The organism is Nonomuraea sp. NPDC050153 (assembly GCF_044460125.1).
In the GTDB taxonomy this organism is placed as follows: Bacteria; Actinomycetota; Actinomycetes; order Streptosporangiales; family Streptosporangiaceae; genus Nonomuraea.
The window spans coordinates 538,614-564,023 of record NZ_JBITJQ010000002.1 but is presented as its reverse complement, the minus strand read 5'-3'; the positions used below and the strand labels follow the sequence as shown (position 1 = coordinate 564,023).

23 protein-coding genes are annotated in these 25,410 nt (G+C 71.9%); 12 read left to right on the top strand and 11 right to left on the bottom strand.

Annotated elements, in window-relative coordinates; all coding sequences use genetic code 11:
- Positions 1–4 precede the first annotated feature (4 nt).
- From miaA to ACIBQ1_RS06815, 5 genes are all read left to right on the top strand, one after another.
- On the top strand, positions 5–910 hold the full coding sequence (miaA, locus tag ACIBQ1_RS06835) for a tRNA (adenosine(37)-N6)-dimethylallyltransferase MiaA (protein WP_397275067.1): 906 nt from the start codon (positions 5–7) through the stop codon (positions 908–910).
- Between the two features lie 9 nt (positions 911–919).
- On the top strand, positions 920–1,732 hold the full coding sequence (dapF, locus tag ACIBQ1_RS06830) for a diaminopimelate epimerase (RefSeq protein ID WP_397275065.1): 813 nt from the start codon (positions 920–922) through the stop codon (positions 1,730–1,732).
- A 49-nt stretch (positions 1,733–1,781) separates the two neighbouring features.
- Positions 1,782–2,537 carry a hypothetical protein gene (locus ACIBQ1_RS06825; protein WP_397275064.1) on the top strand — a complete coding sequence of 252 codons (756 nt, stop codon included), beginning with the start codon at positions 1,782–1,784 and terminating at the stop codon, positions 2,535–2,537.
- A 19-nt stretch (positions 2,538–2,556) separates the two neighbouring features.
- Positions 2,557–4,833: a tetratricopeptide repeat protein gene (locus ACIBQ1_RS06820; protein WP_397275062.1), complete on the top strand. Its 2,277-nt coding sequence runs from the start codon at positions 2,557–2,559 to the stop codon at positions 4,831–4,833.
- Between the two features lie 104 nt (positions 4,834–4,937).
- Positions 4,938–5,696: an SDR family NAD(P)-dependent oxidoreductase gene (locus ACIBQ1_RS06815; RefSeq protein ID WP_397275061.1), complete on the top strand. Its 759-nt coding sequence runs from the start codon at positions 4,938–4,940 to the stop codon at positions 5,694–5,696.
- 8 nt (positions 5,697–5,704) lie between these two features.
- On the opposite strand, the gene ACIBQ1_RS06810 is transcribed toward ACIBQ1_RS06815, so the two are convergent.
- Complete coding sequence (locus ACIBQ1_RS06810) at positions 5,705–6,151, bottom strand: hypothetical protein (RefSeq protein ID WP_397275059.1); 447 nt, start codon at positions 6,149–6,151, stop codon at positions 5,705–5,707.
- 92 nt (positions 6,152–6,243) lie between these two features.
- On the opposite strand from ACIBQ1_RS06810, the gene ACIBQ1_RS06805 reads away from it, so the two are divergent.
- From ACIBQ1_RS06805 to ACIBQ1_RS06795, 3 genes are read left to right on the top strand one after another with little or no spacing between them, the layout of a single operon-like run.
- A complete protein-coding gene (locus tag ACIBQ1_RS06805; RefSeq protein ID WP_355372769.1) occupies positions 6,244–6,924 on the top strand; it encodes a response regulator transcription factor in 681 nt (226 codons plus the stop codon).
- 40 nt (positions 6,925–6,964) lie between these two features.
- The gene (locus tag ACIBQ1_RS06800; RefSeq protein WP_397275057.1) at positions 6,965–8,203 is read left to right on the top strand and encodes a sensor histidine kinase; all 1,239 of its coding nucleotides are present in this window, start codon (positions 6,965–6,967) and stop codon (positions 8,201–8,203) included.
- A 35-nt stretch (positions 8,204–8,238) separates the two neighbouring features.
- On the top strand, positions 8,239–8,565 hold the full coding sequence (locus ACIBQ1_RS06795; RefSeq protein ID WP_397275055.1) for a PepSY domain-containing protein: 327 nt from the start codon (positions 8,239–8,241) through the stop codon (positions 8,563–8,565).
- Between the two features lie 71 nt (positions 8,566–8,636).
- Here the strand turns inward: ACIBQ1_RS06795 and ACIBQ1_RS06790 are convergent, their stop codons facing one another.
- From ACIBQ1_RS06790 to ACIBQ1_RS06780, 3 genes are all read right to left on the bottom strand, one after another.
- Positions 8,637–9,425, bottom strand: a complete 789-nt coding sequence (locus ACIBQ1_RS06790) for an endonuclease/exonuclease/phosphatase family protein (protein ID WP_397275053.1) — start codon at positions 9,423–9,425, stop codon at positions 8,637–8,639.
- A 42-nt stretch (positions 9,426–9,467) separates the two neighbouring features.
- On the bottom strand, positions 9,468–10,148 hold the full coding sequence (locus tag ACIBQ1_RS06785) for an HNH endonuclease family protein (RefSeq protein WP_397275051.1): 681 nt from the start codon (positions 10,146–10,148) through the stop codon (positions 9,468–9,470).
- Between the two features lie 80 nt (positions 10,149–10,228).
- The gene (locus ACIBQ1_RS06780) at positions 10,229–12,628 is read right to left on the bottom strand and encodes an FAD-dependent oxidoreductase (protein WP_397275050.1); all 2,400 of its coding nucleotides are present in this window, start codon (positions 12,626–12,628) and stop codon (positions 10,229–10,231) included.
- 126 nt (positions 12,629–12,754) lie between these two features.
- Here ACIBQ1_RS06780 and ACIBQ1_RS06775 point away from each other — a divergent pair, with 126 nt between their 5' ends.
- Positions 12,755–13,741 carry a helix-turn-helix domain-containing protein gene (locus tag ACIBQ1_RS06775; protein ID WP_397275048.1) on the top strand — a complete coding sequence of 329 codons (987 nt, stop codon included), beginning with the start codon at positions 12,755–12,757 and terminating at the stop codon, positions 13,739–13,741.
- A 23-nt stretch (positions 13,742–13,764) separates the two neighbouring features.
- Here the strand turns inward: ACIBQ1_RS06775 and ACIBQ1_RS06770 are convergent, their stop codons facing one another.
- Positions 13,765–15,666, bottom strand: coding sequence for a hypothetical protein (locus ACIBQ1_RS06770; protein WP_397275046.1), 1,902 nt, complete (start codon positions 15,664–15,666; stop codon positions 13,765–13,767).
- A gap of 58 nt (positions 15,667–15,724) precedes the next feature.
- Complete coding sequence (locus ACIBQ1_RS06765) at positions 15,725–15,937, bottom strand: DUF2277 domain-containing protein (protein ID WP_397275044.1); 213 nt, start codon at positions 15,935–15,937, stop codon at positions 15,725–15,727.
- A 45-nt stretch (positions 15,938–15,982) separates the two neighbouring features.
- Between ACIBQ1_RS06765 and ACIBQ1_RS06760 the strand changes: the two genes are divergently transcribed.
- Positions 15,983–16,720, top strand: coding sequence for a VOC family protein (locus ACIBQ1_RS06760; RefSeq protein WP_397275043.1), 738 nt, complete (start codon positions 15,983–15,985; stop codon positions 16,718–16,720).
- Here ACIBQ1_RS06760 and ACIBQ1_RS06755 read toward each other — a convergent pair.
- From ACIBQ1_RS06755 to aceB, 5 genes are read right to left on the bottom strand one after another with little or no spacing between them, the layout of a single operon-like run.
- Positions 16,695–17,447: an IclR family transcriptional regulator gene (locus ACIBQ1_RS06755; RefSeq protein ID WP_397275041.1), complete on the bottom strand. Its 753-nt coding sequence runs from the start codon at positions 17,445–17,447 to the stop codon at positions 16,695–16,697. The two genes, ACIBQ1_RS06760 and ACIBQ1_RS06755, sit on opposite strands and share 26 nt — an antisense overlap.
- Positions 17,444–18,646, bottom strand: coding sequence for a (Fe-S)-binding protein (locus tag ACIBQ1_RS06750; protein ID WP_397275040.1), 1,203 nt, complete (start codon positions 18,644–18,646; stop codon positions 17,444–17,446). Before ACIBQ1_RS06750 ends, ACIBQ1_RS06755 begins: the two co-directional genes overlap by 4 nt.
- 5 nt (positions 18,647–18,651) lie before the next feature.
- The gene (locus ACIBQ1_RS06745; protein WP_397275038.1) at positions 18,652–19,839 is read right to left on the bottom strand and encodes an FAD-binding oxidoreductase; all 1,188 of its coding nucleotides are present in this window, start codon (positions 19,837–19,839) and stop codon (positions 18,652–18,654) included.
- A complete protein-coding gene (locus ACIBQ1_RS06740) occupies positions 19,839–21,275 on the bottom strand; it encodes an FAD-linked oxidase C-terminal domain-containing protein (protein ID WP_397275547.1) in 1,437 nt (478 codons plus the stop codon). Before ACIBQ1_RS06740 ends, ACIBQ1_RS06745 begins: the two co-directional genes overlap by 1 nt.
- Positions 21,276–21,303: 28 nt before the next feature.
- Positions 21,304–22,881 (bottom strand): malate synthase A, encoded by a 1,578-nt coding sequence (aceB, locus tag ACIBQ1_RS06735; RefSeq protein WP_397275036.1) that lies wholly within the window; start codon positions 22,879–22,881, stop codon positions 21,304–21,306.
- Positions 22,882–23,033: 152 nt separating this feature from the next.
- On the opposite strand from aceB, the gene ACIBQ1_RS06730 reads away from it, so the two are divergent.
- Positions 23,034–23,726: a DUF4097 family beta strand repeat-containing protein gene (locus tag ACIBQ1_RS06730; RefSeq protein WP_397275035.1), complete on the top strand. Its 693-nt coding sequence runs from the start codon at positions 23,034–23,036 to the stop codon at positions 23,724–23,726.
- A gap of 84 nt (positions 23,727–23,810) precedes the next feature.
- A complete protein-coding gene (hflX, locus tag ACIBQ1_RS06725) occupies positions 23,811–25,229 on the top strand; it encodes a GTPase HflX (RefSeq protein WP_397275033.1) in 1,419 nt (472 codons plus the stop codon).
- Positions 25,230–25,410: the final 181 nt, after the last annotated feature.

Genomic DNA, 25,410 nt, shown 5'->3' with positions numbered 1-25,410 from the left:
CCTCGTGCGTCAGCAGCCAGTCATCGCCGTCGTGGGCCCCACGGCGGCCGGGAAGTCAGACCTCGCCGTGGACATCGCGCTCCGCCTCGGGGGCGAGTGCGTCAACGCCGACTCCATGCAGCTCTACCGGGGCATGGACATCGGCACGGCCAAACTCACCCCCGCCGAGCAGCGCGGGGTCCCGCACCACCTGCTGGACGTCTGGGACGTCACGGTCACGGCCAGCGTGGCCGAATACCAGAAGCTGGCCAGGCAGGTCATCGACGCCGTCGAGGTGCCCGTGCTGGTCGGCGGCAGCGGCCTGTACGTGCGGGCGGCCATCGACGAGCTGGAGTTCCCCGGCACCGACCCGGAGATCAGGGCCAGGCTGGAGGGCGAGCTGGCCGAGCGCGGCTCCGCCCCGCTCCACGAGCGCCTGCGCGAGCTCGATCCGGTGGCCGCGGCGGCGATCCTGCCGAGCAACGGCCGCCGCATCGTCCGCGCGCTGGAGGTGATCGAGCACTCCGGGCGCCCGTTCTCGGCCACCATGCCGGGCTACGACGCCGTCTACCCGAGCGTGCAGATCGGCCTTGAGGTGCCCAGGCCGGAGCTGGACGAGCGGATCGCGCTCAGGGTCGAGCGCATGTGGCAGGCGGGCCTGGTCGAGGAGGTGCGGGGCCTGCTCGGACAGGGCCTGGCCGAGGGGCGCACGGCCGGCCGCGCCCTTGGATACGCCCAGGTCATCCGCTTCCTGGAGGGTGAGTGGAGCGAGGAGCAGGCGATCGAGGAGACCGTCAGGACCACCAGGCGCTTCGCCCGCCGCCAGGAGTCGTGGTTCCGCCGCGATCCCAGGGTGCGGTGGCTGCCGTACGACGCCCCGGATCTGCTTGAGCGGTCCCTGGCGCTGATCTCCGCAAACCCGTTCGCATAAGCTTGAAAGATGCGGTTTCTTAAGGGGCACGGCACCGAGAACGACTTCGTCATCCTTCCCGACCCTGGCGGAGAGGCGGGCGTGACAGCCGCGCTCGTCGCCAAGATCTGCGACAGGAGAGCAGGGATAGGGGCGGACGGCGTGCTGGTGGTGACGCGCACCAAGGAGAGCCCTGAGGTGGCCGAGCACGCCGCCGTGGCCGAGTGGTTCATGGACTACCGCAACGCCGACGGCAGCGTGGCCGAGATGTGCGGCAACGGCGTGCGCGTGTTCGCCCGCTACCTGATCGACGAGGGGCTGGAGAAGCCCGGCGAGTTCATGCTGGCCACCAGGGGCGGCGTACGCACGGTCCGCGTCGAGCCCGGCGGCGACATCACCGTCGACATGGGCAAGCCCGTCGTGCACGGCCAGAGCGTGACGACCGTCGGCGGCCAGGAATACACGGGGCTCCACGTCGACGTGGGCAACCCCCACCTGGCCTGCGCCATCGGCGACCCCGTCGCCCAGCTCGACCTCCACTACCAGCCGGGCTTCGACCCCGGCGTCTTCCCCGGCGGGGTCAACATCGAGCTGTTCAACCCCGTCGGCACCCGCCGCGCGGTCATGCGCGTCCACGAGCGCGGCTGCGGCGAGACCCGCTCCTGCGGCACCGGCACGGTGGCCACCGCCGTCGCCGCCGCGGCCCTGACGGGCGAGACCACCGGCACGTGGACGGTCGAGGTGCCCGGCGGCTCGCTGACCGTCATCCTGGAGGAGGAGACGAGCTACCTCTCCGGCCCCGCGGTCATCGTGGCCAGCGGCGAGCTGAGGCTTGCAGAATAATGTTCTCCTGAGGGATGCTGGGTCCACTTCGCGAACTGAGAGGTGGATCATGGCTGACCCACGCACCACCGCGATGCAGGTCAAAGCGGCGATAGGTCAGTACGGTGGCGGGTTCATGGTCTCCAGAGAGGCCAAGGCCGTCTGCGAGGAGTACGGCCTCGGCGCCCGCGAGCTCTACTTCCGGGGCCGCTGCGGCGTGCTCGGCGAATGCGACGCCGACGTCGTCAATTCGGTCGTCGTTTTCTTCCCGCCCGAACACGTCGAGCAGAGCTGGAACGGCGGTCGCAAGCTCCCCACCGAGCAGGCCGTCGAGCTCTACGCCGAGATCTGCAGGGCCTGGGGCCGGCGCAGGCTGGGCGGCTACGAGGGCTGCGCGCGGCTCGCGGAGCTGCTGGAGCCGGTCGCCGAGGGCGCTTCGTGCGTGGGCGTCCCGCTGTTCGCGGGCTGGCGGGCCGTGCCGCTGCCGGACGACCCGCCCGCGCGGGCCATACAGCTCATGCACGTCGTACGCGAGCTGCGCGGCGGCCTGCACGCCAACGCCGTGATCGCGGCCGGCCTGCACCCGCTGGAGGCCACGCTCGCGGCCGACCACGACGCGACGCCGTTCGGGGCGGCCGCGGGAGAGATGATCGCCAAGTTCTTCCAGTGGCCGGAGCCGTACGCCACGCCCGGCCCGGACGTCGTGGCGCGCCGCGCCGCGGTGGAGGAGACGACGGACGACCTGATGGCACCGGCATTTTCGGTCCTTGACAGCAGCGAATCGGACGAGCTGATCGGCCTTCTGCGTTTTGGGGACGCTCGTTGACCTGGCAGACTGGCTGCCCATGGACGTGGACATCTGGGCCTGGGTCGGCGAAACCCAGCAGCAGCTTTCCGAGGCGGGCAACGTTGGCCTCGCCATGGCGCTGGGAGACCTCCCCGCACAGGCCTATGAGGGCCGATATCCGCAGCTCGACGTCATGGCCCCCGCCATCGCGCAGCAGGCCGAGTCCCTTGAGCTGCCCTGGCTGGAGTTCTACGCCCGCTACTGGCACCTGATCGGCCGCATCGGCGACCGGGCGCAGGGCGCGGTCGCCGTCGACGACGCGCAGCAGCTGCTGGCGTTCGCCCAGCGCGAAGACGTCCGCGAGTGCCCGGCCGCCCCGGCGGCGGTCGAGGCGCTCGCCATCACCTGGGCCAACACCGACGGCCCCGGCTACGCGAGCGAGCGCCTGGAGACGCTGGGGGCGCACATCGAGGGCATGAGCCCGGAGAAGTCCGCCTTCACCGGCCTCGTCACCCAGTACGTCGCCGCGCTCATCGACGCCGGCAAGCCGGGCGAGGCCGTGACCTACGCCGAGTCCGCCGTCGAGCGGCTGCGGGTCGCGGGCCGCGAGGCGAGCTGGGAGCTCGGCGCCGAGAGCGCCCGCGCGCTGCTCGCCGCGGGCCGCGCCGAGGACGCGCTCAACGCCCTGCAGGCCGCGGCGGAGTTCCAGGCCGACGACCCGGTGGCCAAGGAGCACCGCGACGGCGTGCGGCGGGCCCTGATCCTGGCCACCCTCGGCCGCACCGCCGAGGCCGTGGACGCGCTGCCCGACCTCGACGTGGTCGGCGAGCACCCGCGCGTGTTCGTGGAGTGGGCGCAGGCGGTCAGCAAGCTGGCCGACTCGGCCCAGATCACCAACACCTGGCAGCTCGGCCGCGTGCTGCGCCAGTGGATCGACTACTTCGGCATGATGGGCGGCTACCGCGCCCGCGTCGAGCTCGCCCTGGTCGCCGGCGACCTCGCCGTCGCCCGGCAGGGCGTGTGGCAGGCCGGGCTGCTGGCCGACCTGGCCGAGTCCGGAGCCGCCGAGCTGCGCGAGACCGAGGGGATCGCCGACCGGGTGGCCGCGCTGCGGGCCGCCGCCGAGGCCACGTCCGAGCCCGAGGTTCCGGGGCCGCTCGGCGAGCGGGTCGGCCTCTTCGACGCCGCCGACGGCTTCAACGCCGACCCGGAGAAGTGGGTCGGCTGGCTGGCCCCGCTGTCCGGCGAGGACCTGGAGGCCACCCGCCGCCACACCACCACGCTCGGCTTCCTCGGCTACCCCGCCACCGGCGCCGACATCTACTGGAAGATGCTGGTCGACACCGGCGACATCGCCGGCGCCGACTCCGACGACGTGGCCTACCTGACCACGCTGCTCGTCGAGGCCCGCCAGGACGAGCGGCTGGAGCAGATGGCCGCCATGCTGCCGCACGCCGCCCAGCACCTCGCGCTGGCCCGGCTGCACAGCGCGCGCGAGCGCTGGGCGGAGACGGTCGAGGCCGCCGAGCACGCCGTCGCGGCCGGCGCCGGGATCGAGGCCCGCCGCCTGCTGTCCGGCGCCGCCCAGCAGCTCGACGCCAACTCCCGGGCCGCGGAGGTGCTGCTGGAGGTGCTCGACGAGCTCGCCGACGAGGACGTCTGGCGCATGATCGTCATGGCCACCTCGGCGGAGGACTGGGACACCGTACGCAAGGGCGCCGCCAAGATCGGCATGCCGGTCAAGTCCAAGGAGGGCCCGATCGAGGAGGAGATGGGCCTGATCAGGCTCATCCTCCCCGCGCCCGACGGCGGCCAGCGCCAGGTGCTGTCCATCCGCACCGGCCCCGCTACGGCCAGGCTCGCCCTGCCGCAGCCCCGCGGCATGGACTACAACGCCGGCGACCTGGTCGTCTTCGACCCGCAGCTGCTGGAGCCTGTGCCCGACGACCCCCAGGAGCAGCAGAACTTCGTGCCGCCGTTCGCCGCGGTGCGCATCCTGCGGCCCGGCGGCTACACCAGCTACTTCTTCGACGGCGCGGCGCCGAGCGAGGAGGACTGGGCGGAGTTCACCGAGGTCATGGCCGAGCGTGGCTGGCCCATGTGGGTCTACAGCGACGAAAACTACGCCGTCACCCACCCGACCTCGGGTGAGTCGCTGCCCGGGGTGTTCGGCTGGGTCGCGGTCCCGCCGGACGTCTCGGCCTCCGAGGTCGACGCGCTGCTCGACGACGCCACCGAGCGGTGGGTGCACCCGCTGGCCTGGCTCGACCTGGCCCGCGAGATCGACGTCGAGGTCGAGCGGCACGAGCGGATCGTCAAGGAATACGGCCTCTAGGCTGCCCGACCTCGGAAGGGCGTCACCCGCGCGTGGCGCCCTTCCCCGGCGTACGGGCTCGGGCGTCACCCGCGCGTGCGGGTGAGCGGAAGGCGGGATGTGGCGTGCTGGAGCGGTTCGCTCTCGACGGCAAGGTGGCGATCGTCACCGGCGCGTCCTCGGGGCTGGGCGTGGCGTTCGCCAGGGGCCTCGCGGAGGCGGGCGCCGACGTCGTGATCGGCGCCCGGCGCGCCGACCGCCTGGAGGAGACGCGACGGCTGGTCGAGGAGACCGGCCGCCGGTGCCTGGCCGTGCAGACCGACGTGGCGCGCCCGGAGGACTGCGACGCGCTGGTGGCCGCCGCCGTCGATGCCATGGGCGCCGTGGACGTGCTGATCAACAACGCCGGCATCGGCACCGCCGTGCCCGCGCTGCGGGAGACGCCCGAGGAGTTCCGGCAGGTCATCGACGTCAACCTGCTCGGCACATATTGGATGGCCCAGGCGTGCGCGCGGGTGATGCGGCCCGGCTCGTCGATCGTGAACATCGGCAGCATCCTCGGCGAGACCACGGCCGGGCTGCCCCAGGCCGCCTACAGCGCCTCGAAGGCGGCGATCATCGGCCTCACGCGGGACCTCGCGCAGCAGTGGACCGGCCGGCGCGGCATCCGGGTCAACTGCCTGGAGCCGGGGTTCTTCCATTCGGAGATGACCGAGCAGTTCAAGCCCGGCTACGTGGAGGCGGTCGTCGAGTCCAGGGTGGTGATGAAGCGGCCGGGCGATCCGGCGGAGCTGGTGGCCGCGGCCGTCTTCCTGGCCGGTGACGCCGCCTCCTACATCACCGGGGTGACGCTTCCCGTGGACGGCGGGGTCCTGCTCACCTGACGCGGGGTCTAGGAGTCGAGGCCGGCCACCGGCCGGCCCTCCGAGCACTCGATCTTGAGCTCGACCTCCGCGCCCTCCTCCGGCTCGAACTCCACCTTGGCCTTGCGGGCGGGCCCCGGCTCGACCGAGTCCACCGAGTAGTTCTGGGCCGGGCTCCACGAGCGCAGCGTGACCAGGTCGCCCGCGCACGAGGCGATCACGGTGCCGCCCTCGGTGCGGATCAGCCGGCCCTGGGCCGTCTGCGGCGGCGTGCCCGTCGACGTCGGGGTGGCGGCGTTCACCGCGTCGGAGGGGGTGCGCTGGGCGGCGGTGTTCAGGGCCGCGCTGACCTCGGCCTGGCTGAGGACGTGGCCGGAGTCGCCGGTGAGGCCGGTGCCGAGCAGGGCGAGCACCGCCACGGCCGCGCCGGTCGCGACGACGGCGGTGGCGGCCCAGGCCAGCACGAGTCTCTTCATGGCCTCACGATCCCCCATGTACGACTAAGGCCAGGTTAAGGCGACGCTAAGGCTGCTCGGGGCATCGTCATCGAGCGTCTACGTTCTTGTATATGGCTGACATCCTGCTCATCGAGGACGACGTGGCGATCCGGACGGCGCTGAGCCGCGGGCTGCGCGATCTCGGTCACGCCGTCTCCTCGTCCCCGACGGCGCTGGACGGGCTGCGGCTGGCCGTGCAGGACCGTCCCGACCTGATCGTGCTCGACCTGGGGCTGCCGGACCTCGACGGGGTGGAGCTGCTGCGGATGTTGCGGGCGGTCAGCAGGGTGCCGGTCATCGTGGCCACCGCGCGTGACGGGGACGCCGAGATGGTGCCGGTGCTGGACGCGGGGGCCGACGACTACGTCGTCAAGCCGTACAGCGCGGCGCAGCTCGACGCGCGGGTGCGGGCCGTGTTGCGGCGGGCCGGGGGGTCGGCGCCGGAGCCGTCGCTGGCGGTGGGGGCGTTGCGGGTGGACCCGCGGGCGCGTACGGCCACGCTCGACGGGACGGCGCTGGATCTGACGCCGCGGGAGTTCGACGTGCTGCACTATCTGGCCGCGCGGCCCGGCGAGGTGGTGACCAAGCGGGAGCTGCTGACGGAGGTGTGGCAGCTGCCGTACGGGGGCGCGGACAAGACCGTGGACGTGCACCTGTCGTGGCTGCGCAGGAAGCTGGGCGAGACGGCCGCCGAGCCCCGCTACCTGCACACGGTGCGCGGGGTCGGCGTCAAGCTGGTCGAGCCGTCATGACGCGCGTGACGACGGCCGGGGGGACACGGAGGGACCGGGCGTGAGGCGGTGGCTGGCGTTGCTGGTGGCGGCGACGACGTCCCTCGTGCTGATCGCGCTGCTGGTGCCGATGGCGCTGCTCATCCGGGCCGTGGCCGAGAACGGCGCGATGGGCAGGGCGACCGCCGCCGCCGAGTCCGTGGCGGTCGCGGTGGGCACGCCCGACCTGGAGCTGGCGATGGCGCAGGTGTCGCGGCCGGTGACGGTGTTCCTGCCGGGCGGGCGCACGGCGGGTGCGGCGGCGCCCCGTACCGACGCGGTGCGCCTGGCCGCGACCGGGCGCAGCGTCACCGCCGCGACCACCGGCGGCAGGGAGGTGCTGGTCTCCGCGCAGTCGGCCGGGGGCACGGCCGTGATCAGGGTGTTCGTGCCGGACGCGGAGCTGGCCAAGGGCGTGCGCGAGGCGTGGCTGGGGCTGCTCGTGCTCGGGCTCGCGCTGGTGGTGCTGGGGATCGTCCTGGCGGACCGGTTGGCGCTGGCCGTGACGCGGCCGGTGGACGGGCTGGCCCGCGTCTCCCACCGGCTGGCCGGGGGCGACCTGACGGCTCGGGCGGAGCCGGGCGGGCCGCCCGAGGTGCGTTCCGTGGCGCTGGCGCTCAACCATCTGGCGGGGCGGATCGACGAGCTGCTGGTGGCGGAGCGGGAGTCGGTGGCCGATCTGTCGCACCGGCTGCGTACCCCGCTGACGGGTCTGAGGCTGGACGCCGAGTCGCTGCGGGACCTGGAGGAGGCGGCACGGGTGCAGGCCCGCGTGGACGCCCTGGAGCGGGCGGTGAGCGCCGTCATCACGGAGGCGCGGCGCCGCTCGGCCGGGCGCGAGTCGTGTGACGCGGCGGCGGTGGTGGGGGAGCGGGTGCGGTTCTGGTCGGTGCTGGCGGAGGATCAGTGCCGCGAGCTGTCGATCTCGCTGCCCGACGGGCCGCTGCCCGTCGCGGTGGGTGCGGAGGAGCTCGCGGCCTGCGTGGACGCCCTGCTCGGCAACGTCTTCGCGCACACCCCCGAAGGGGCCTCCATGGCGGTACGGCTCGCGCCGCACCCGTCGGGGGCCGTGCTGGCGGTCGAGGACTCGGGACCCGGCTTCGACCTGGAGCTGCTGGAACGGGGAAACAGCGGGGGCGGCTCGACCGGCCTCGGCCTCGACATCGCCCGCCGTACCGCCGAGTCCTCGGGCGGCCACCTGGCCGTCTCCACGCCCGAAGGGGGCGGCGCACGGGTGGAGATGGTCTTAACCGCTGCTTAGCGCGCGATTAGCGGCGATCGCGATTTCGTGGAGTCATGCAGATCACGAAGAAGTTCATCGCCGTCGGTGCCGGGGTCGTCGTGCTGGTCGCGGGCGGGGGCGCCGCCTTCGCCGCCACCGCGTCCACGGCCGCCGCACCCAAGGTCACGGCCGAGCGGGCCATGGAGATCGCGCACAAGGAGGTGGCGGGGGCCTGGGTCAGCGAAGTCGACTACCAGACCAGGGACACGCGGCCCGACGTGTGGGAGGTAGAGCTGACCAAGGGCGCGCAGCGCCACGAAGTGGACGTGGACGCGGCCACCGGCAAGGTCGTCAAGCACCGGACGGACAGGGACGACGACCACGGTCGCGACGACGACTGACAACCTCCCCACGGATCCCTCACGGCCACCGGCCCACCGCACGCGGCGGTGGGCCTTTGCCGTGCCCGGGATCAGCGGGTCATCTTCATGACGACCGGACGATGGTCGGACAGGGTGCTCGACAGGACGGAGCCGCTCGTGGTGGTGACGCCCTTCGTGTACACGTAGTCGATGCGGGCGTCCCCGTGGGTCGGCTTGTTGGCGTATTTTGCGCCGGTGTCCACCCAGCCCGCGGCCACGAACTTCTTCGACAGCGCGTCCGTGGGCGGCGCGTTGAAGTCGCCGGTGAGGATCAGCTGGGACCGGGAGCCGAAGTAGTCGCGCACCTTGTCCGCCTGGGCCTCGCGGCGGGCCACCGAGGTGGCCGACAGGCCGGGGGACAGGTGGGTGGTGAACACCGTGATCGTCGAGCCGCCGCCGAGATCGAGCTTGGCCCCGGCCATGGAGCGGTTGACCGGGCAGGTCTCGAAGTCGGTGAGCGGGATCGTCACGCGCTCGACGATCTTGAACGAGGACAGGATCGCGTTGCCCGCCTTGCCGGGTTGCGGATCGTCGCAGGGACCGGGGTTGTCACCCGCGCCGAAGTGGGCGTTGGCCGTGATGTCCCAGCCGAGCTCGTCGGCTAACTGCTTGACCTGGTCGGCGTCGGGCTTGCGATGGATCTCCTGGACGGTCACGATGTTGGCGCCGCTGCCGCGGATCACCGCGGCGATGGCCTTCATGTCGGCGGTGTCACCCGCGATGTTCCAGTCGAGGACGACCAGGTTCGTCGCGGCGTGCGCCGGGGCGGGAAGGGTGGAGGCGGCGAGCACCGTGACCGCGGCGGTCATCATCACTTTGATCATTTTTGTCGTATGCATGCCGTCGGATCTTACGGACCGCGTGACTGCTCGTATAGATCTTCAGCAGCTCTCCAGGACGGTCTCCATGGCGTCCTTCTCCGCTGACGTCACCCAGACTCCGTACTTCGTCTTCACGTCGATCTGGCGGGAGATGTAGGTGCACCGGTACGCCTTGCGCGGCGGCAGCCAGGTGGCCGCGTCGGAGTCGCTCTTCTGGCCGTTCAGCGGGCCGTCGACGGCCATGAGGTTCAGCGGGTCGTTGGCGAACTCCTTGCGCTTGTCCGCCGACCACTGCTGCGCACCCTTCTGCCAGGCGTCCGACAGCGGGATCACGTGGTCGATCTGGACGGCCGTGCTGGTGTCCTGGCCGCGCTTGAAGTTGATCGTCTTGCCGCTGTACGGGTCGTGCAGCGTGCCGCTCAGCACGATGCAGTCGTGGGTCCCGGCCTTGAACTTCTCGTCATCCAGGTCCCGCTTGAGTATGTCGTTACGGGTGTCGCACCCGTTGTGGTCGACGTCCGACCACGCCGGGCCGAACTTGTCGCGGTCGAACCCGGTCTTCGGGGCGCGGCCCTTGACCGTTAACTTGGCGAGCTTCTTGCGGGCGTCCGAGGCGGAGACCGAGTCGGACTTGTCCGCCTTATCGGTACCGGCCGAGGACTGCCCCTGCAGCCCGCCGCAGCCCGCCAGCATCGCCACTGTGGCCGCACCGGCCATGAACGCCCGAACCCGCCGCCCCACGCCCACTCCCCAGACTTCGCCCGACCTTCGTAAAGTCTAGGTCAAGTGCCCATAAAAGGCCTTACTACGCCTCTGGGCGGTCAACGTCTGATCTTTTCCATTCCCGGGTCGAACAGCGGCTCGGCGGCGACTGTCGCGGGGACCCGGCGATCGAAGTACGAAATATCGACATTCGTCCCGGGTTCGGCGAGCTCGCTCGGCAGCCAGGCGTACGCGATGGGCCGCTGGATGGTGTGCCCGTACGCCGCGCTCGTGACGTACCCGACGGTCCGGCCGCCGTGCCGTACCGGCTCCTTGCCCATGACCACCTCGGCGCTGAGCAGCGGCACCAGCCGGCGCGTGACGTCGGCGGTCAGGGCGTCGCGGCCGATGAAGTCCTTGTCCTCCTTGACCGCGAAGCCCAGCCCGGCCTCGTACGGGTTGTGCTCGGTCGTCATGTCCACGCCCCAGAGCCGGTACCCCTTCTCCAGCCGCAGGCTCCCGAACGCGGCCCGCCCGCCGGCGACCGCCATCCCGCGCGACCACAGCGTGTCCCAGAGCTTGAGCCCCATGTCGGCGCTGGTGTAGAGCTCCCACCCCAGCTCGCCCACGTACGAGACCCGCATCGCGAGCACCGGAACATGTCCGACGTATCCGGTCTTGCAGCTGAAGTAGCGGAAGCCCTGATGCGACAGGTCCATGTCGGTGAGCGGCTGCACCAGCTCCCTCGCCCGCGGCCCCCACACGCCCACGCAGCACGTCCCCGGCGTCACGTCGCGCACCCGCACCCCGCCGGGCGCGTGCCTGGTCAGCCAGTCGAGGTCGAGGTTGCCGTTCGCGCCGACCTGGAAGAGGTCCTCCGCCAGCCGCGCCACCGTGAGGTCCGAGCGGATGCCGCCCTTGACGTCGAGCAGCAGCGTGTACGTGACCGAGCCGGGCTTCTTGTCCACGTTGTTCGTCGTCATGCGCTGCAGGAACGCCGCCGCCCCCGGCCCGCCGACCTCGATCCGCTTGAGCGGCGTCATGTCGTAGAGCGCCACCCGCTCCCTCGTGGCGTACGACTCGGCGGCCGCCACCGGCGACCAGTAGCGGGAGGCCCATTCGCCGCGCTGGGCCGTCCCCAGGAAGGCCTCCTCCCCGAGGTCCTCCAGGAGCGGCACGTTGGCCTCGAACCAGTGCGGCCGCTCCCACCCCGCCGCCTCCAGGAAGAACCCGCCCAGCTCCCGCTGCCGCGCGTGGAACGGGCTGGTCCGCAGGGGCCGCGGCGACTCCATCGGCTGGAGCGGGTGGATGACGTCGTAGACCTCGACGAAGTTCTGCCTGCCGCGCTCCTCGACGAAGGCCGGCGACAGCTGCGCCTGCTCGAACCGGCTCAGCTCGCACTCGTGCAGGTCCGCCCGCGACCGCCCGTCCACCAGCACCTCGGCCAGCGCCCGCGCCACCCCGGCCGAGTGCGTCACCCAGACGGCCTCGGCCAGCCAGAACCCGTCGAGGTGCGGCGCCTCGCCGATCAGCGGGAACCCGTCGGGCGTGAAGGAGAAGATCCCGTTGATGCCGTCCTCGTACTTGGACTCGGCGAGCGCGGGCATCAGCTCGACCGCGTCCCGCCAGGCGGGGTCGAAGTCCTCCGCGGTGAACGCCTGCACCGACGGCATGACGGTGCCCTTGGGGCCGATCTCGTCCTGGGCGACCGGCATGGACCGGTGGGAGTAGGAGCCGACGCCGACGCGGTCGCCGTGCCGGCGGAAGTACAGGTCGCGGTCCTGGTGGCGGAGGATGGGGCCCTCCGCCTGGGGCGCGGGGAGGGGGCCCGACTTGGCGTACTGGTGGGCCAGCGGCAGCAGCGGCACCGTCAGCCCGGCCATCTTCCCGACCGTGGGCCCCCAGAAGCCCGCCGCGCACACCACCACGTCCGCGGGGATCGTCCGGTACTCGCCGGAGGTCAGGACCGCGACGCCGGTGACCCGGCCGCCCTTCTGCTCGATGCCTGCCACCGTGTGCCGGGCCAGGAATCTCGCCCCACGTTCGGCCGCCCGCGCCGCCTGCGCCTGCCCGCACGCGACCGCGGCGGCCAGCCCGTCGCTCGGCACGTGGTAGCCGCCGAGCACCTTGTCCCTGTCCAGCAGCGGCCACAGCTCCGCGCACCGCTCGGGGTCGACCAGGTGCCCCTCGACGCCCCACGACTCGGCCCAGCCGACCTTGCGGTGCAGGTCGGTCCAGCGTTCCGGGGTGGTGGCCAATTCCAGGCCGCCGACCTGGCGGAAGCACGACCCGCCGAGCCCGGTGTACTTCCGCACGGTGTAGGCGGCGAACTCGGTCATCGTCTTCGACGGGTTCGTCTGGAAGACCAGGCCGGGCGCGTGCGAGCTGGACCCGCCGGCGGCGAAGAGCGGCCCCTGGTCCACCACCGTGACGTCGGTCCACCCGCGCTCGGTGAGCTCGTCGGCGAGGGCGCAGCCCACGATCCCGGCACCTACGATCACCAGACGGGGCCGACTCATGACGCCTCCGGTTGTTCCTTAATGCGCAACACGTGCCGGATATGCATCGACGATAAAGCCCGGTGCACCTTCGAACAAGCCTGCCTTAATCTGAACGTGGATCATGGCATGTCGGAAAGAGGGGACATGGCGCAGCGGCGCTTGCTGGAGGGGCTCGGCGTCACGGTCGCCGAGGAGACGGCCTACCGCGCGCTGCTCAGGCACGGACCGGCGACGCTGAGCGAGCTCGCCGCCGAGACCGGCTCGTCCGCCGCGGCCATCCGCCGCATGCTGCCCAGGCTGGAGGACCTCGGCCTCATCTCCCGGGTGGCCGGCCGGCCGCTGCGGCTGATCGCCACTCCGCCGAACGTCGCCATCGACATCCTCGTCGCGCGCCGCCAGGAGGAGATCGCGCACAGCAGGGCGGCCGCCGCGCTGCTGGCCACCGAGGTCGCCGAGCGCAGCGGGCCGCACCCGGAGGAGGTGCTGGAGGTGGTGAGCGGGCGCGACGCCGTGGCCCGCCGCTATCTCCAGCTGGAACGCAACGCCACGCGGGAGATGCTCGTGCTGGTGCATCCCCCGTACGCGGTGGACGTCAGCGACGACCGGGAGAACCGCAGGCGGGCGGCCCACCAGGGGGCGCCCACCCGCGGCATCTACGGTCCGCAGGCGTTCGAGCACCCCGGCATGCTGGCCCACACGCGGCGGGCCATCGCCGACGGCGAGCAGGCCAGGCTCGGGCAGGTGCCGGTCAAGCTGGCCATCGCCGACGCCCGCACCGCCATCCTGCCCCTGGTCTCCGACGAGGACCAGGCCGTGGAGAGCGCGCTCGTGGTGCACCCGTCCGCGCTGCTGGACGCCCTGGTGGGGCTGTTCGAGACGCTGTGGCGCTCCGCCGTGCCGCTCCGCCTGACCGCCGAGGCCGGCCTGGAGCCCGAGGTGTGGCCGCAGACGCCCGACACGGAGGTGCTGGCGCTGCTGGCGGCCGGGATGAAGGACGACGCCATCGCCAGGCAACTGGGGCTCAGCCCGCGTACGGTGCAGCGCCGGGTGCAGGTGCTGTGCGAGCGCCTGGACGCCAGGACCCGCTTTCACGCCGGGTTCCTGGCCGCCCAGCACCGCCTGCTCGAATGAGCCCCGGGTGAGCCCCGAATGAGCTAGGACTCGGCGCTCAGAGCCACCTTCGTCAGCTCGGCCTGGCGCTGGATCTGCCCCATGATGATGGGGTTCACCCCCTTGGCCTGGAACGTGGCGACCATCCGGTCCATCACCGCGTTCGCCCGGTCCAGATCCCCCTGCCGCGCCTCGGCCCTGGCCAGGCGGCGCATCACCATGTTCAGGGTGATGTTGTCGATGCTCGCGTCGCGGACGACCTCGCTGAGGTGCTCGATGCCCTGCTTGGGGTCCGGCGGCCGGACGCGCAGCCGCTTGCCCGCCGTCACCGCCTTGAACTCGCGCTCGGCGTTCAGCCCCTTGACCAGGCGGGCGTAGACGGCCAGCGGGTGGGCGCCGTAGCGGTCGATGACCTCGTCGAGGGCCACGTTCCCCGAGCGCAGCGCGGGCGAGTCGGAGCCGAGCAGCGAGAACAGCTGCCCCTGCTCCTCGCCCAGCATCAGCTCGGCCACCTGGTGGTCGTCGCGGCTGATCGGGAAGCGCACCCTGACCAGGCACGCGGGGGAGACGATGCGGGAGCCGTCCGCGGCGATGTACTGGGCGCGGACCTGGTAGTCGCCGGGCTGCTGGAAGTAGTGCCCGTCGCGGCCGTGCCCGATGTACGCGCTGCGGTAGATGGCCGGATTGCCCTCGTCCAGCCGGATCTCCGGCGAGGTGTCCACGCAGTGCCGCATCATCGGCCGGTACAGCACGGTCCGGCCGCCCGGCTGCGTGATCGACACCTGGGTGAACTCCGTGTCGGGGTGCAGGTGGCCGTGCGTGACGCGGGGCTCGACGGCGTAGGACAGCTTGAACTCGATCACGACGGGCTCGCCCAGCTCGAACGACTCCTTGGCGCGCAGCTCCAGCCGCAGCCCGGAGTGGTCCTCGACGGGCTGCTCGAACGGGGCGATCTCGGCGGCGCCGGTGCCGAACGCGTTCGCGCCCATGGCCACGTCGCGGTAGAAGCCGTGGCGCAGGTGGACCAGCTCCGGGTCCGTGAACTGGAACGGGAACCCCAGCCAGTAGCTCGGTTCGCCGCCCGGGCGGTAGTTATGCACATAGTTCATCCACGACAGGTCGCCGAAGCCGCCGTCCGGGCCCAGGGGCTGGGGCGGGGTGCCGAGGTTCTTCTGCCAGGAGTGCAGCAGGTTGAAGGCGTGCCCGAGCTCGTGCACGTACGTACGCAGCTGCGCCCGCTGCGCCTGCGGCGTGCTCCCCTTGATCACGTCGTAGAACACTGCGGACCCCTGCCGCTGGTGCGCGTCGTTGTAGTCGAACATGATGCCCCGATAGCCGCCCACGTGCTTGCTGGCCACCAGCAGCCACACGCGCCAGGCCGGCACGTCGCCGAACCCGCTGAACTGCTGCCTCATCGCGTGATGCAGCTCGGCGTCGTCCCACGCCAGGTCCGCGCCCGACCCGTCCACCGGGATCACCCCGGGCTGGGCGAGGGTCAGCTCGATGCCCGCCTCCGCGTACGCCGCCCGCACGCTCAGCTCCCTGGCCGGCGAGCCGCTCGGCCCCGGCAGCGTACCGGTCTGGTACGACACGAACGGCACGGTCCCGATCACGGAGTCCTGCTCCAGCAGCACGCTGCGGAAGAACGGCGAGGAGAAGGTCACCTGGTACGTGCGCCCCGCGACCACCGCCGTGCCCGACCCGCCGGCGATCGTCACGCTCACGTCCCTCACCGGGGTGTCGAACGTGAAGACCCCACGCCCCTGGATCCCGGCCTCCTGCACGGTGGGGGCGTTGACCACGAACGAGCCGGCGTAGGACGTCGTCGCGCCCGCCACGGTGAACAGGTCGCCGCTCACCCGCCCGGTCGGCCTGGCCCCGTCGATGTCGACCCGGAGCGCCAGCCGCGAGTCGCCGTCCTGCCCCTGGTACAACCCGCTGATCATGGGAGCTCCCTCGCTCAGGGCCTACACGAGGGAACACTTCACCGACCGCGGGTGCCTGTCAACGCGTTCCGCGAACTTGGAGCGCTCCGAGCAGCTCCTCCGATGCCCTGGTGATCGTCTCCACGGCCCGCTCGAACGCCTCGGCGTTGCGCCCGGCGGGCGCGCGGAAGCCGGAGATCTTCCTGACGTACTGCAGCGCCGCCGCTCGCACGTCCTCCTCGGTCACGCTCTCGGTGTACGGGGGGCGCAGGGTCTTGATGCTTCTACACATGCCTCAACCGTAACTTTGTCGGGGGCGTGTGGCAGGCTCGCGAGCATGGCCGAGAGAACCAGTTACGCGGACGGCGCGCCCTGCTGGGCGCAGCTCCTCACGAGAGACGCCGTCGCGGCCGAGCGCTTCTACGCGGGGCTGCTCGGCTGGGAGTGCCGTGACCAGGGCGGATGGACGATGGCCCACGTCGGCGGGCGTCCCGTCGCCGCGATCACGCCCGACCCGCGGGCCGCCGACCCGGCGGCCTGGACGGTCTACCTCGCCACCTCCGACCTCGATGCGGCCCTCGCCCGGCTCGACGCGGTGGGCGGCGAGCTGATCGAGGGCCCGGCGGCCGGCTACGCGCTGGCCACCGACCCGTTCGGGGCGAGGTTCGCGATCTACCAGCCGGGCGAGTTCGCCGGGGCCGGGGTGCTGGCCGAGCCGGGGGCGATGAGCTGGGCCGAGGTCAACGTGCCCGACGGCGCGGCGGCCGACGCGTTCTACGGCACGCTGTTCCCGTACGAGAAGCGGCAGGTGGCGGGCGGGATCGACTACACGGTCTACCACGCGGGCGGCGAGCCGGTCTGCGGGCGGCTGCAGATGGACGAGCACTGGGCGGGCGTGCCGCCGCACTGGATGATCTACTTCGACGTGGCCGACCTCGACGCCGCCGTGGCCAGGGCGGCCGAGCTGGGCGCGGAGGTGCCGGTGCCGCCGTTCGACTCGCCGTACGGCCGCGTCGCGGTCGTCCATCACGCGGCGGGCGGCGGGTTCTTCAGCCTCCGCCGGCCACCGGGCTGAGCTCGTTGCCGAAGTCGAGGGCGATCTTGCGCATGCCCTCGGCCAGGTCGTCGCGGTCGATCGCGTCGATCCGCTCGGCGGGGCCCGAGACCGACATCGCGGCCACCACCCGGTCGCCGTCCCACACGGGCACGGCCAGGCAGTGCACGCCGAGCTCCTCCTCGCCCAGGTCCATGGCGTGGCCCTGCGCCCTGACGCGATCGAGCTCGGTCAGCATGGCCGCCAGGTCGGTGATCGTGTTCGGGGTGCGGCGGGGCATGCCGGTGCGCTCGAAGACGGCGACCGCCTCGGCGGGGGGCCGCCCGGCCAGCATCACCTTGCCCACGGCCGTGCTGTGCGGCAGCACCCGCCGGCCCACCTCGGCGAACATCCGCAGCCTGCGCGGCGAGGGCACCTGCGCCACGTAGACGACGAAGTCGCCTTCGAGCACGGCCAGGTTGGCGGTCTCGCCGGACAGCTCGACCATCTTGGTCAGGTACGGCTGCGCCCACACGCCCACCATGCTCTCGGCGATGCCGCCCAGCCGTACGAGGCCGCCGCCCAGGGCGTACCTCTTGTCGGACTCCTGCCGCACGTAGCCGCGGGCGAGCAGGGTGCGCAGCAACCGGTGGATGGTCCCGTACGGCAGGCCGGTCCGGGCGGCGATCTCCGACAGGCCCGCCTCGCCCCCGTGCTCGGCCAGCGCCTCCAGCACGTCCAGCGCCCGCTCCACCGACTGGACGCTCATAGGGAGACCCCGCGCAGCGAGGCGTCCAGCACTTCGGCCGTGTGGGCCACCCTGATGTCCGAGCCGGCGCGCCGCACGGCCGCGGCGATCTGCATCGTGCAGCCGGGGTTGGCCGAGACCAGCAGTTCAGCGCCGGTCGTGGCGACCGCGGCGGCCTTCCTGTCACCGAGGTCGCGGGCGGCCTCGGGCTGGAAGATGTTGTACGTGCCCGCCGACCCGCAGCAGATGGCCGACTCGGGGATCTCGCGGACCACCAGGTCGGGGATGCCGCTCAGCAGCTCGCGCGGCTGGGCGCGCACGCCCTGGGCGTGGGCCAGGTGGCAGGCGTCGTGGTAGGCGACGGTGATCGGCAGCGGGTGCCGCTTGGCCACGGGGCCCAGCTCGGCGAGGTATTCCGACAGATCGACCACCCTGAACCCCGGCTCGCGCCTGAGCAACTCGCCGTACTCCTTCATCGACGAGCCGCAGCCGGCCGCGTTCACGACGACGGTGTCGACCCCGGCCTTCTCGAACGTCCTGACCGTGCGGCGCGCCAGCCGCCTGGCCTGGTCGTCGCGCCCGGAGTGCACGCTGAGCGCCCCGCAGCAGCCCTGGCCGCCCGGGATGACCACGTCGCAGCCCTCCAGAGAGAGCACTCGCGCGGTGGCCGCGTTCACCTGGGGGAAGAACTCGCCCTGCACGCACCCGGTCAGCATGCCCACCACGGCCCTGCGCTCCCCCCTGGCCCTGATGACGCGCGGCATCCGCTGCCGGTGCTCGACGCGCGGCGCGAGCGCGGCCATGGCACCGAGGCTCGGGTTGGCCCTGGCGAGGAACGGCGCCATGCGCTCGGCCAGCCACATCGCCGGTCGCAGCAGCCGCAGCCGGCGCGGGTAGGGGAACAGGCTGAACACGATCCCGCGCACGGCCCGCTCCTGCGGATCCCGCACGTGCTCCCGCTCCACCTCTGCCCTGGTCTGCTCGATCAGGCGGTCGTACTGCACGCCGGAGGGGCAGGCCGTGACGCACGCCATGCACCCCAGGCAGGCGTCGAAGTGCCCGGCCATCTCCGGCGTGATCGGGGTGCCCTCGACGTGCTGCTTCATCAGGTGGATGCGGCCGCGCGGCGAGTCCATCTCCTCGCCCCACAGCACGTACGTCGGGCACGTGGGAAGGCAGAACCCGCAGTGCACGCAGTCGTTGATCAGCTCGGGGTTCACGTCTATCAGATCCCTCCCAGGAACCGGCCCGGCGACATCCTGCGCCCGGGGTCGAACCGTTCCTTGACCCGCCGCATCAACGGCAGCCCGCTCACCTGCCCCCACCTGTCGACGCCCTCGTACGGCGTGGCCAGCACGTTCAGCCGCCCGCCCAGCGCCTCGAACCGCTCGCGCAGCCGGGTGACGGCCGCCGCCAGCTCCTCCTCCGAGACCTCGCCCCAGAGCTCCAGGTACGCCCGCCCCGCCGCGGCCGAGCCGCGGAACGCGAACCCCGCTTCCGCGGCGGCGGCCAGCGCTCCGGCCGCGCGCGCGGGCGGGAACCGGACCTCCAGCAGCACGTCGTCCCTGAGGATCAGCCCCCACCAGTCCGGCGCCTCGGCCGTGACCGTGCCCTCTCCCAGCACCTCGCGCAGCGCCAGCGCGCGTCGCTCGGCCGCCGAGCCCTCCACCAGCACCGCGACCGTCGCCTCCTTGCCGTCCGGGCAGTCGATCTCCACGGCGGACGGCTCGGCCTGGGAGGCGGCCAGGCGGAGCAGCACGTCGTCCGAGGGCCCGGCGGACGACTCGGTGGTCGCCACGAGCCAGCGCCGGTCCGCGGGCAGCGGGTGCAGCCGGAACGTGGCCTCCGCGATCACGCCGAGCGTGCCCTGGGAGCCGGTGAAGAGCTTGCCGAGGTCGTAGCCCGCGACGTTCTTGACCACCCGGCCGCCGGACCTGGCGATCGTGCCGTCGGGCAGCACGACCGTGATGCCGATGAGCAGGTCGCGGGCGGTGCCGTAGCGGAAGGAGCGCGGGCCGGCCGTGGCGGTGGCGAGCGTGCCGCCGACCGTCGTGTGCTCCGTGAACGGCGGGTCGAGCGCCAGCTCCTGGCCCTTCTCGGCGAGCGCGGCGGCCAGCGCGTCCATGGTCAGCCCGGCCTGCGCGCGCACCACGAGGTCGCCGGCGGCGTGCTCGATGAGGGAGTTCATGCAGCACATGTCGATGAGCACGTCGCAGCGCTCGGGCGGGGCGCCCCAGTGCAGCTTCGTGCCGCCGCCCGCGGGCACCGCCGCCAGGTCCTTCTCGGCGCAGGCCCGCAGCACGGCCGAGATCTCCTCGACCGTCTCGGGGAGGGCGACCCAGCGGGTCCGCACGCCGTTGACGGCGTCGTCGGCGTCCGCCTGCCTGATGGTCACCCCCGTGTCGGCCAGCATCAGAACTGCTCCGCCTTCCCCGACTCCACCAGCGGGTGCACGCCCTTGCGCACTCCCGGCACCTCGCCGCACAGGCGCGGCGTGGGGAACACCTTGCCCGGGTTCGACAGGCCCCGGGGGTCGAACGCGCACCGGACGAGCTGCATGGTGTCCAGGTCGTCCGCGCTGAACATCTTCGGCATATAGCGGGATTTATCCACCCCGACCCCGTGCTCGCCCGTGATCGAGCCGCCGTGTTCGATGCACAGGTCGAGGATCGCCCCGGAGACCACCTCGGCCCGCTCGCCGGCCCCCGGCTCCGCGTCGTCGAACAGCACGAGCGGGTGCAGGTTGCCGTCCCCGGCGTGGAAGACGTTCGCCACCCTGATGCCGTGCTCGTGCGAGAGCCGGTCGATGGCGGCCAGCACCCCGGGCAGGGACGTGCGCGGCACCACCCCGTCCTGCACGATGTAGGCCGGGCTGATGCGCCCGACGGCGGCGAACGCGGACTTGCGGCCCTTCCAGATCGCCGCCCGCTCGGCCGGGTCGGCGGCCACCCGCAGCTCGAACGCGCCCGAGCAGATCTCCGTGAGCTGCGCGAACTGCCGCTCGACCTCCGCCGCCGGGCCGTCCAGCTCCACGATCAGCACGGCGCCCGCGCCCTCGGGGTAGCGGCAGGCCACCGCGGCCTCGGCCGCCTCGATGGCGAGCGCGTCCATCATCTCGATCGCGGCCGGCACGATGCCCGCGCCGATGATCGCCGAGACCGCCTGGCCGCCCTGCTCGATGTTCTCGAACGCGGCCAGCACCGTGGTCACGGCCTCCGGCGCGCGGCAGAGGCGTACCGTGATCTTGGTGGCGATGCCCAGCGTGCCCTCGGAGCCGATGAACGCGCCCAGCAGGTCGTAGCCGGGGTCCATGCGGTCGAGCGTGACCAGGTCGCCGTCGGGGGTGACGATCTCGCAGGCCTCGACGTGGTTGACCGTGAAGCCGTATTTGAGGCAGTGGGCGCCGCCGGAGTTCTCCGCGACGTTGCCGCCGATGGAGCAGACCTGCTGGCTGGAGGGATCGGGCGCGTAGTAGTAGCCCCGGTCGCGCACGGCCTCGGTGATGGCCAGGTTGGTGACGCCGGGCTCGACGACCGCCCGGCGGTTGTCCAGGTCGATCTCCAGGATCCTGCGCATCTTGGAGGTGACGATGAGCACGCCGTCCTCGCGGGGGAGCGCGCCCCCCGACAGGCCGGTGCCCGAGCCCCTGGCCACGAAGGGCACGCCGAAGTCGTTGCACACGCGTACCACGCGGGCGACCTGCTCGGCCGTGCCGGGCAGCACGACCACGCCGGGGGTCGCCCGGTGGTAGGTGAGGCCGTCGCACTCGTACGTGCGCAGGCGTACCGGATCGGCGATCACCGAGTCATGGGGCAGCAGCGAGCGCAGGGCCGCCGTCAGCGTTTCCAGCACCCGATCCCCCTCTTTTCCCTAGTTTCTACGGCATTCGAGCATAGGCGGGAAGCGTCAGGAAGTCGGCGAAGTCGTCGTCCAGCGCCACCTCCTTGAACAGCGCGGTCGCCTGACCGTACAGCTTCTCGTCGTGGCCGGGCTCCTCGGCGATCCTGGCGAGCTCCTCCGCGATGATCTGCTCCACCAGTTCCTTCGTCACCTGGGCGCCCGTGTCGGCGAGCGTGATGTCGTTGTGGATCCACTGCCAGATCTGCGAGCGCGAGATCTCGGCGGTCGCGGCGTCCTCCATGAGGTTGTGGATCGCCACCGCGCCCAGGCCGCCCATCCAGGCGGCGAGGTAGCGCAGCGCCACGTCCACGTTGTTGCGCAGCCCGGTTTCGGTGATCTCGCCGGGCGTCTCGGAGACGGCCAGCAGCTCGGCGGCGCTCACGTTGACGTCCTCGCGCAGCCGGTCGAGCTGGTTGGGCCGCGACCCCAGCACGCCGTCGAACACCTCACGGCACACCGGCACCAGGTCGGGGTGCGCCACCCACGAACCGTCGAACCCGTCGCCCGACTCACGTGTCTTGTCCGCCCGCACCTTCTCCAGCGCCACGGCGTTCACCTCGGGGTCGCGCCGCGAGGGGATGAACGCCGCCATGCCGCCGATGGCGTGCGCGCCGCGCTTGTGGCAGGTGCGCACCAGCAGCTCGGTGTACGCGCGCATGAACGGGGCCGTCATCGTGACCGCGTTCCGCTCGGGCGGCAGGAACTCGCGGCCCCGGGTCCGGAACTTCTTGATCACGCTGAACAGGTAGTCCCAGCGGCCCGCGTTGAGGCCCGCCGAGTGGTCGCGGAGCTCGTACAGGATCTCCTCCATCTCGAACGCGGCCGGGTAGGTCTCGATGAGGACGGTCGCCCTGATCGTGCCGTGCGGAATGTCGAGGAGCTCCTGAGCCCTGGTGAACACGTCGTTCCAGAGCCGCGCCTCCAGATGGGACTCCATCTTGGGCAGGTAGAAGTACGGCCCCTTGCCCTTGTCGATCTGCCGCTGGGCGCAGTGGAAGAAGTAGAGCCCGAAGTCGAACAGCGAGCCCGAGACCGGCCGCCCGTCCACCTGCGCGTGCTTCTCGTCCAGGTGCCAGCCGCGCGGGCGCACGACGATCGTGGCCAGCCCGTCGTCGGGCCCCAGCGCGTACGACTTGCCGCCGGTCTCGAAGTCGATCGTGCGGTCGAGGGCGTCACGCAGGTTGAGATGGCCGCTCACGCAGTTCTCCCAGAGCGGCGAGTTGGCGTCCTCGAAGTCGGCCAGCCAGACCTTGGCGCCGGAGTTGAGCGCGTTGATGGTCATCTTCTTGTCGACCGGGCCGGTGATCTCCACCCGGCGGTCCTCCAGGCCGGGCGCGGGCGGCGCGACCTGCCAGTCGGCCTCCCTGATCCCCTTCGTCTCCGGCAGGAAGTCGAGCAGGCCGCCCGCGGACAGCTCCGCCTGCCGCGCCTGGCGGGCCGCCAGCAGCTCCAGCCGCCTGGCGCCGAACTCCCGCTGGAGAGTCGCCACGAAATCGAGCGCCTCCGGAGTGAGGATCTCGTCGAACCGGTCGAGCATCGGGCCGGTGATCTCCATGGGGTGCCTTTCCGCTTCGTGGAAAATGACTTCTGGATTGTGGAAGTGAAATTACTCCCCTGGTCGTCCCGGGTCAAAGGTTGGGGTCGCTTCGGGGAGTCGTCGGGGGCATCCCCGATGTGGTCAGGGTTCTTCCCGGACAGGATGGGGGCATGAAGACCATCGCGATCGCGGGCGGGCTGCTGGCCTCCGCGCTGATGTTGACGGGGTGCGGGATGGCGAGCATCGCCGGCCCGAGCAGCGAGGAGACCTCGTCGTACGAGGTGACGGACAAGGTCGCCAGGCTCCAGGTCAAGAGCGGCGCGGGCGATACCGAGGTGACCGAGACCGGCGGCAGCGCCGTACGCGTCACCGAGACGCTGCGCTGGCGCGGCGACGACAAGCCGAAGCCGCAGCACGGCGTCGAGGGCGACGCGCTGCGCCTCTCGTACGACTGCCCGTCGAGCCTGGGCAGCTGCAGCGTCGACTACAAGATCGAGATCCCCAAGGGGCTGACCGTCGACCTGGACAACGGCTCGGGCAACGTCACGCTCAGGGGCCTGACCGGAGAGCTCGGCGTACGCGTCGGCTCCGGCGACCTCGACGCCGCGGAGCTGGCGGGCAAGAAGGTCGTCGCGGAGGCGGGGTCCGGGAACGTCGAGCTCAAGTACACCGCCGTGCCCGACAGCGCCGTCCTGAAGGCCGGCTCCGGGGACATCGTGCTGCGCGTGCCCGACGGGGCCTACGACGTGGACACCCAGGTGGGATCCGGTGACACCGACATCTCGGTCAGGAAGGACGGCTCCTCGCCGCACAAGATCTCGCTCGAGGTCGGATCCGGCAACGTCACGGTGTCCGCCGGATAACGGGGTGATTGTGGCGGGGATGTCGTGCCACCATCGTGGGAAGACACCGGTGTGTCCAGACGTTCCCTAATAGAGATGACACGAATGCACGATTACACCGCGCTCGACCTCGACGAGTTCGAGACCGGCGACATGGACCTCGAGGAGCGCCAGGCGCTGCGCCGCGTGGCGGGCCTCTCCACCGAACTCCAGGATGTCTCCGAGGTCGAGTACCGGCAGCTGCGGCTGGAGCGGGTCGTCCTCGTCGGCGTCTGGACGTCAGGCACAGTGGACGACGCGGAAAACTCCCTGCTGGAGCTCAAGCTCCTGGCCGAGACGGCCGGGTCCCAGGTGCTCGACGGGCTCATCCAGCGCCGTCAGAAGCCCGATCCGGCCACGTACATCGGCTCGGGCAAGGCGCTCGAACTGCGCGACGTGGTCGAGTCGACCGGCGCCGACACCGTGATCTGCGACGGCGAGCTGACCCCCGGCCAGCTCCGCCAGCTCGAGGAGACGGTCAAGGTCAAGGTCATCGACCGCACCGCGCTGATCCTCGACATCTTCGCCCAGCACGCCAAGAGCCGCGAGGGCAAGGCCCAGGTCGAGCTGGCACAGCTCCAATACCTGCTGCCCCGCCTGCGCGGCTGGGGTGGCAACCTGTCCAGGCAGGTCGGCGGTCGCGCCGCGGGCGGCGTCGGCATCGGCGGCCGCGGCCCCGGTGAGACCAAGATCGAGCTGGACCGCCGCCGCATCCGCGAGCGCATGGCCAAGCTGCGCCGCCAGATCAGCGGCATGTCCACCTCGCGTGACACCATGCGCTACCAGCGCCAGCGGCGCGAGGTCCCCGCCGTGGCCATCGCCGGCTACACCAACGCGGGCAAGTCCTCGCTGCTCAACCGCATCACGGGAGCCGGGGTGCTGGTGGAGGACGCGCTGTTCGCCACCCTCGACCCGACCGTGCGCCGTGCGCGCACGGCCGAAGGCCGGCTCTTCACGATCGCCGACACCGTGGGCTTCGTGCGGCACCTGCCGCACCAGCTCGTCGAGGCGTTCCGCTCGACGCTGGAGGAGGTCGCCGAGGCCGACCTGATCCTGCACGTGGTGGACGGCTCGCACCCCGACCCCGAGGGCCAGCTGGCCGCCGTGCGCGAGGTGCTGGCCGACATCGAGGGCGCCGCCGAGATCCGCGAGATCGTCGTGATCAACAAGGCCGACGCGGCCGAGCAGGACGTGATCGACCGGATCATGCGGCGCGAGCGCGACTGCGTCGTGGTGTCGGCGCGGACCGGCCGCGGCATCCCCGAGCTGATGGCGGTCATCGAGCGCGAGCTGCCCCGGCTGGACCACGAGATCCACCTGCTGGTTCCGTACGACAGGGGAGACCTGATCTCCCGGGCCCACAAGGAGGGCGAGGTGCTCTCCGTGGAGCACGTGGAGGACGGCACGATCCTGCACGCCCGGGTGCTGCCCAGCCTGTGGCAGGAGCTCGAGCGGGTCGGCAAGCCCGTGGAGCGGGTCTTCTAACCCTCCGGTCACCCCCGGTTTCGCCGTTGCGGCCGGGCGGCCCCCACTCACGCGATACGGTGGGGGGCGCCCGGCCGAGCACGTTCAGGCGGGTCTGCGGCGCCCCGGGAAGGGGTGCGGACGGGTCTGCCGTGACGGTCGGCGAACGATGTCACGGGTCGGGCGCGACGGCGGCCTGTGG

What these genes read in the sequence shown, in the direction of transcription:
- dapF (WP_397275065.1), top strand. Translation starts at nt 920, where the DNA reads ATGCGGTTTCTTAAGGGGCACGGCACCGAGAACGACTTCGTCATCCTT.
- ACIBQ1_RS06825 (WP_397275064.1), top strand. Translation starts at nt 1,782, where the DNA reads ATGGCTGACCCACGCACCACCGCGATGCAGGTCAAAGCGGCGATAGGT.
- ACIBQ1_RS06820 (WP_397275062.1), top strand. Translation starts at nt 2,557, where the DNA reads ATGGACGTGGACATCTGGGCCTGGGTCGGCGAAACCCAGCAGCAGCTT.
- ACIBQ1_RS06810 (WP_397275059.1), bottom strand. Translation starts at nt 6,151, where the DNA reads ATGAAGAGACTCGTGCTGGCCTGGGCCGCCACCGCCGTCGTCGCGACC.
- ACIBQ1_RS06805 (WP_355372769.1), top strand. Translation starts at nt 6,244, where the DNA reads ATGGCTGACATCCTGCTCATCGAGGACGACGTGGCGATCCGGACGGCG.
- ACIBQ1_RS06795 (WP_397275055.1), top strand. Translation starts at nt 8,239, where the DNA reads ATGCAGATCACGAAGAAGTTCATCGCCGTCGGTGCCGGGGTCGTCGTG.
- ACIBQ1_RS06790 (WP_397275053.1), bottom strand. Translation starts at nt 9,425, where the DNA reads ATGCATACGACAAAAATGATCAAAGTGATGATGACCGCCGCGGTCACG.
- ACIBQ1_RS06780 (WP_397275050.1), bottom strand. Translation starts at nt 12,628, where the DNA reads ATGAGTCGGCCCCGTCTGGTGATCGTAGGTGCCGGGATCGTGGGCTGC.
- ACIBQ1_RS06775 (WP_397275048.1), top strand. Translation starts at nt 12,755, where the DNA reads ATGGCGCAGCGGCGCTTGCTGGAGGGGCTCGGCGTCACGGTCGCCGAG.
- ACIBQ1_RS06770 (WP_397275046.1), bottom strand. Translation starts at nt 15,666, where the DNA reads ATGATCAGCGGGTTGTACCAGGGGCAGGACGGCGACTCGCGGCTGGCG.
- ACIBQ1_RS06765 (WP_397275044.1), bottom strand. Translation starts at nt 15,937, where the DNA reads ATGTGTAGAAGCATCAAGACCCTGCGCCCCCCGTACACCGAGAGCGTG.
- ACIBQ1_RS06760 (WP_397275043.1), top strand. Translation starts at nt 15,983, where the DNA reads ATGGCCGAGAGAACCAGTTACGCGGACGGCGCGCCCTGCTGGGCGCAG.
- ACIBQ1_RS06755 (WP_397275041.1), bottom strand. Translation starts at nt 17,447, where the DNA reads ATGAGCGTCCAGTCGGTGGAGCGGGCGCTGGACGTGCTGGAGGCGCTG.
- ACIBQ1_RS06745 (WP_397275038.1), bottom strand. Translation starts at nt 19,839, where the DNA reads ATGCTGGCCGACACGGGGGTGACCATCAGGCAGGCGGACGCCGACGAC.
- aceB (WP_397275036.1), bottom strand. Translation starts at nt 22,881, where the DNA reads ATGGAGATCACCGGCCCGATGCTCGACCGGTTCGACGAGATCCTCACT.
- ACIBQ1_RS06730 (WP_397275035.1), top strand. Translation starts at nt 23,034, where the DNA reads ATGAAGACCATCGCGATCGCGGGCGGGCTGCTGGCCTCCGCGCTGATG.
- hflX (WP_397275033.1), top strand. Translation starts at nt 23,811, where the DNA reads ATGCACGATTACACCGCGCTCGACCTCGACGAGTTCGAGACCGGCGAC.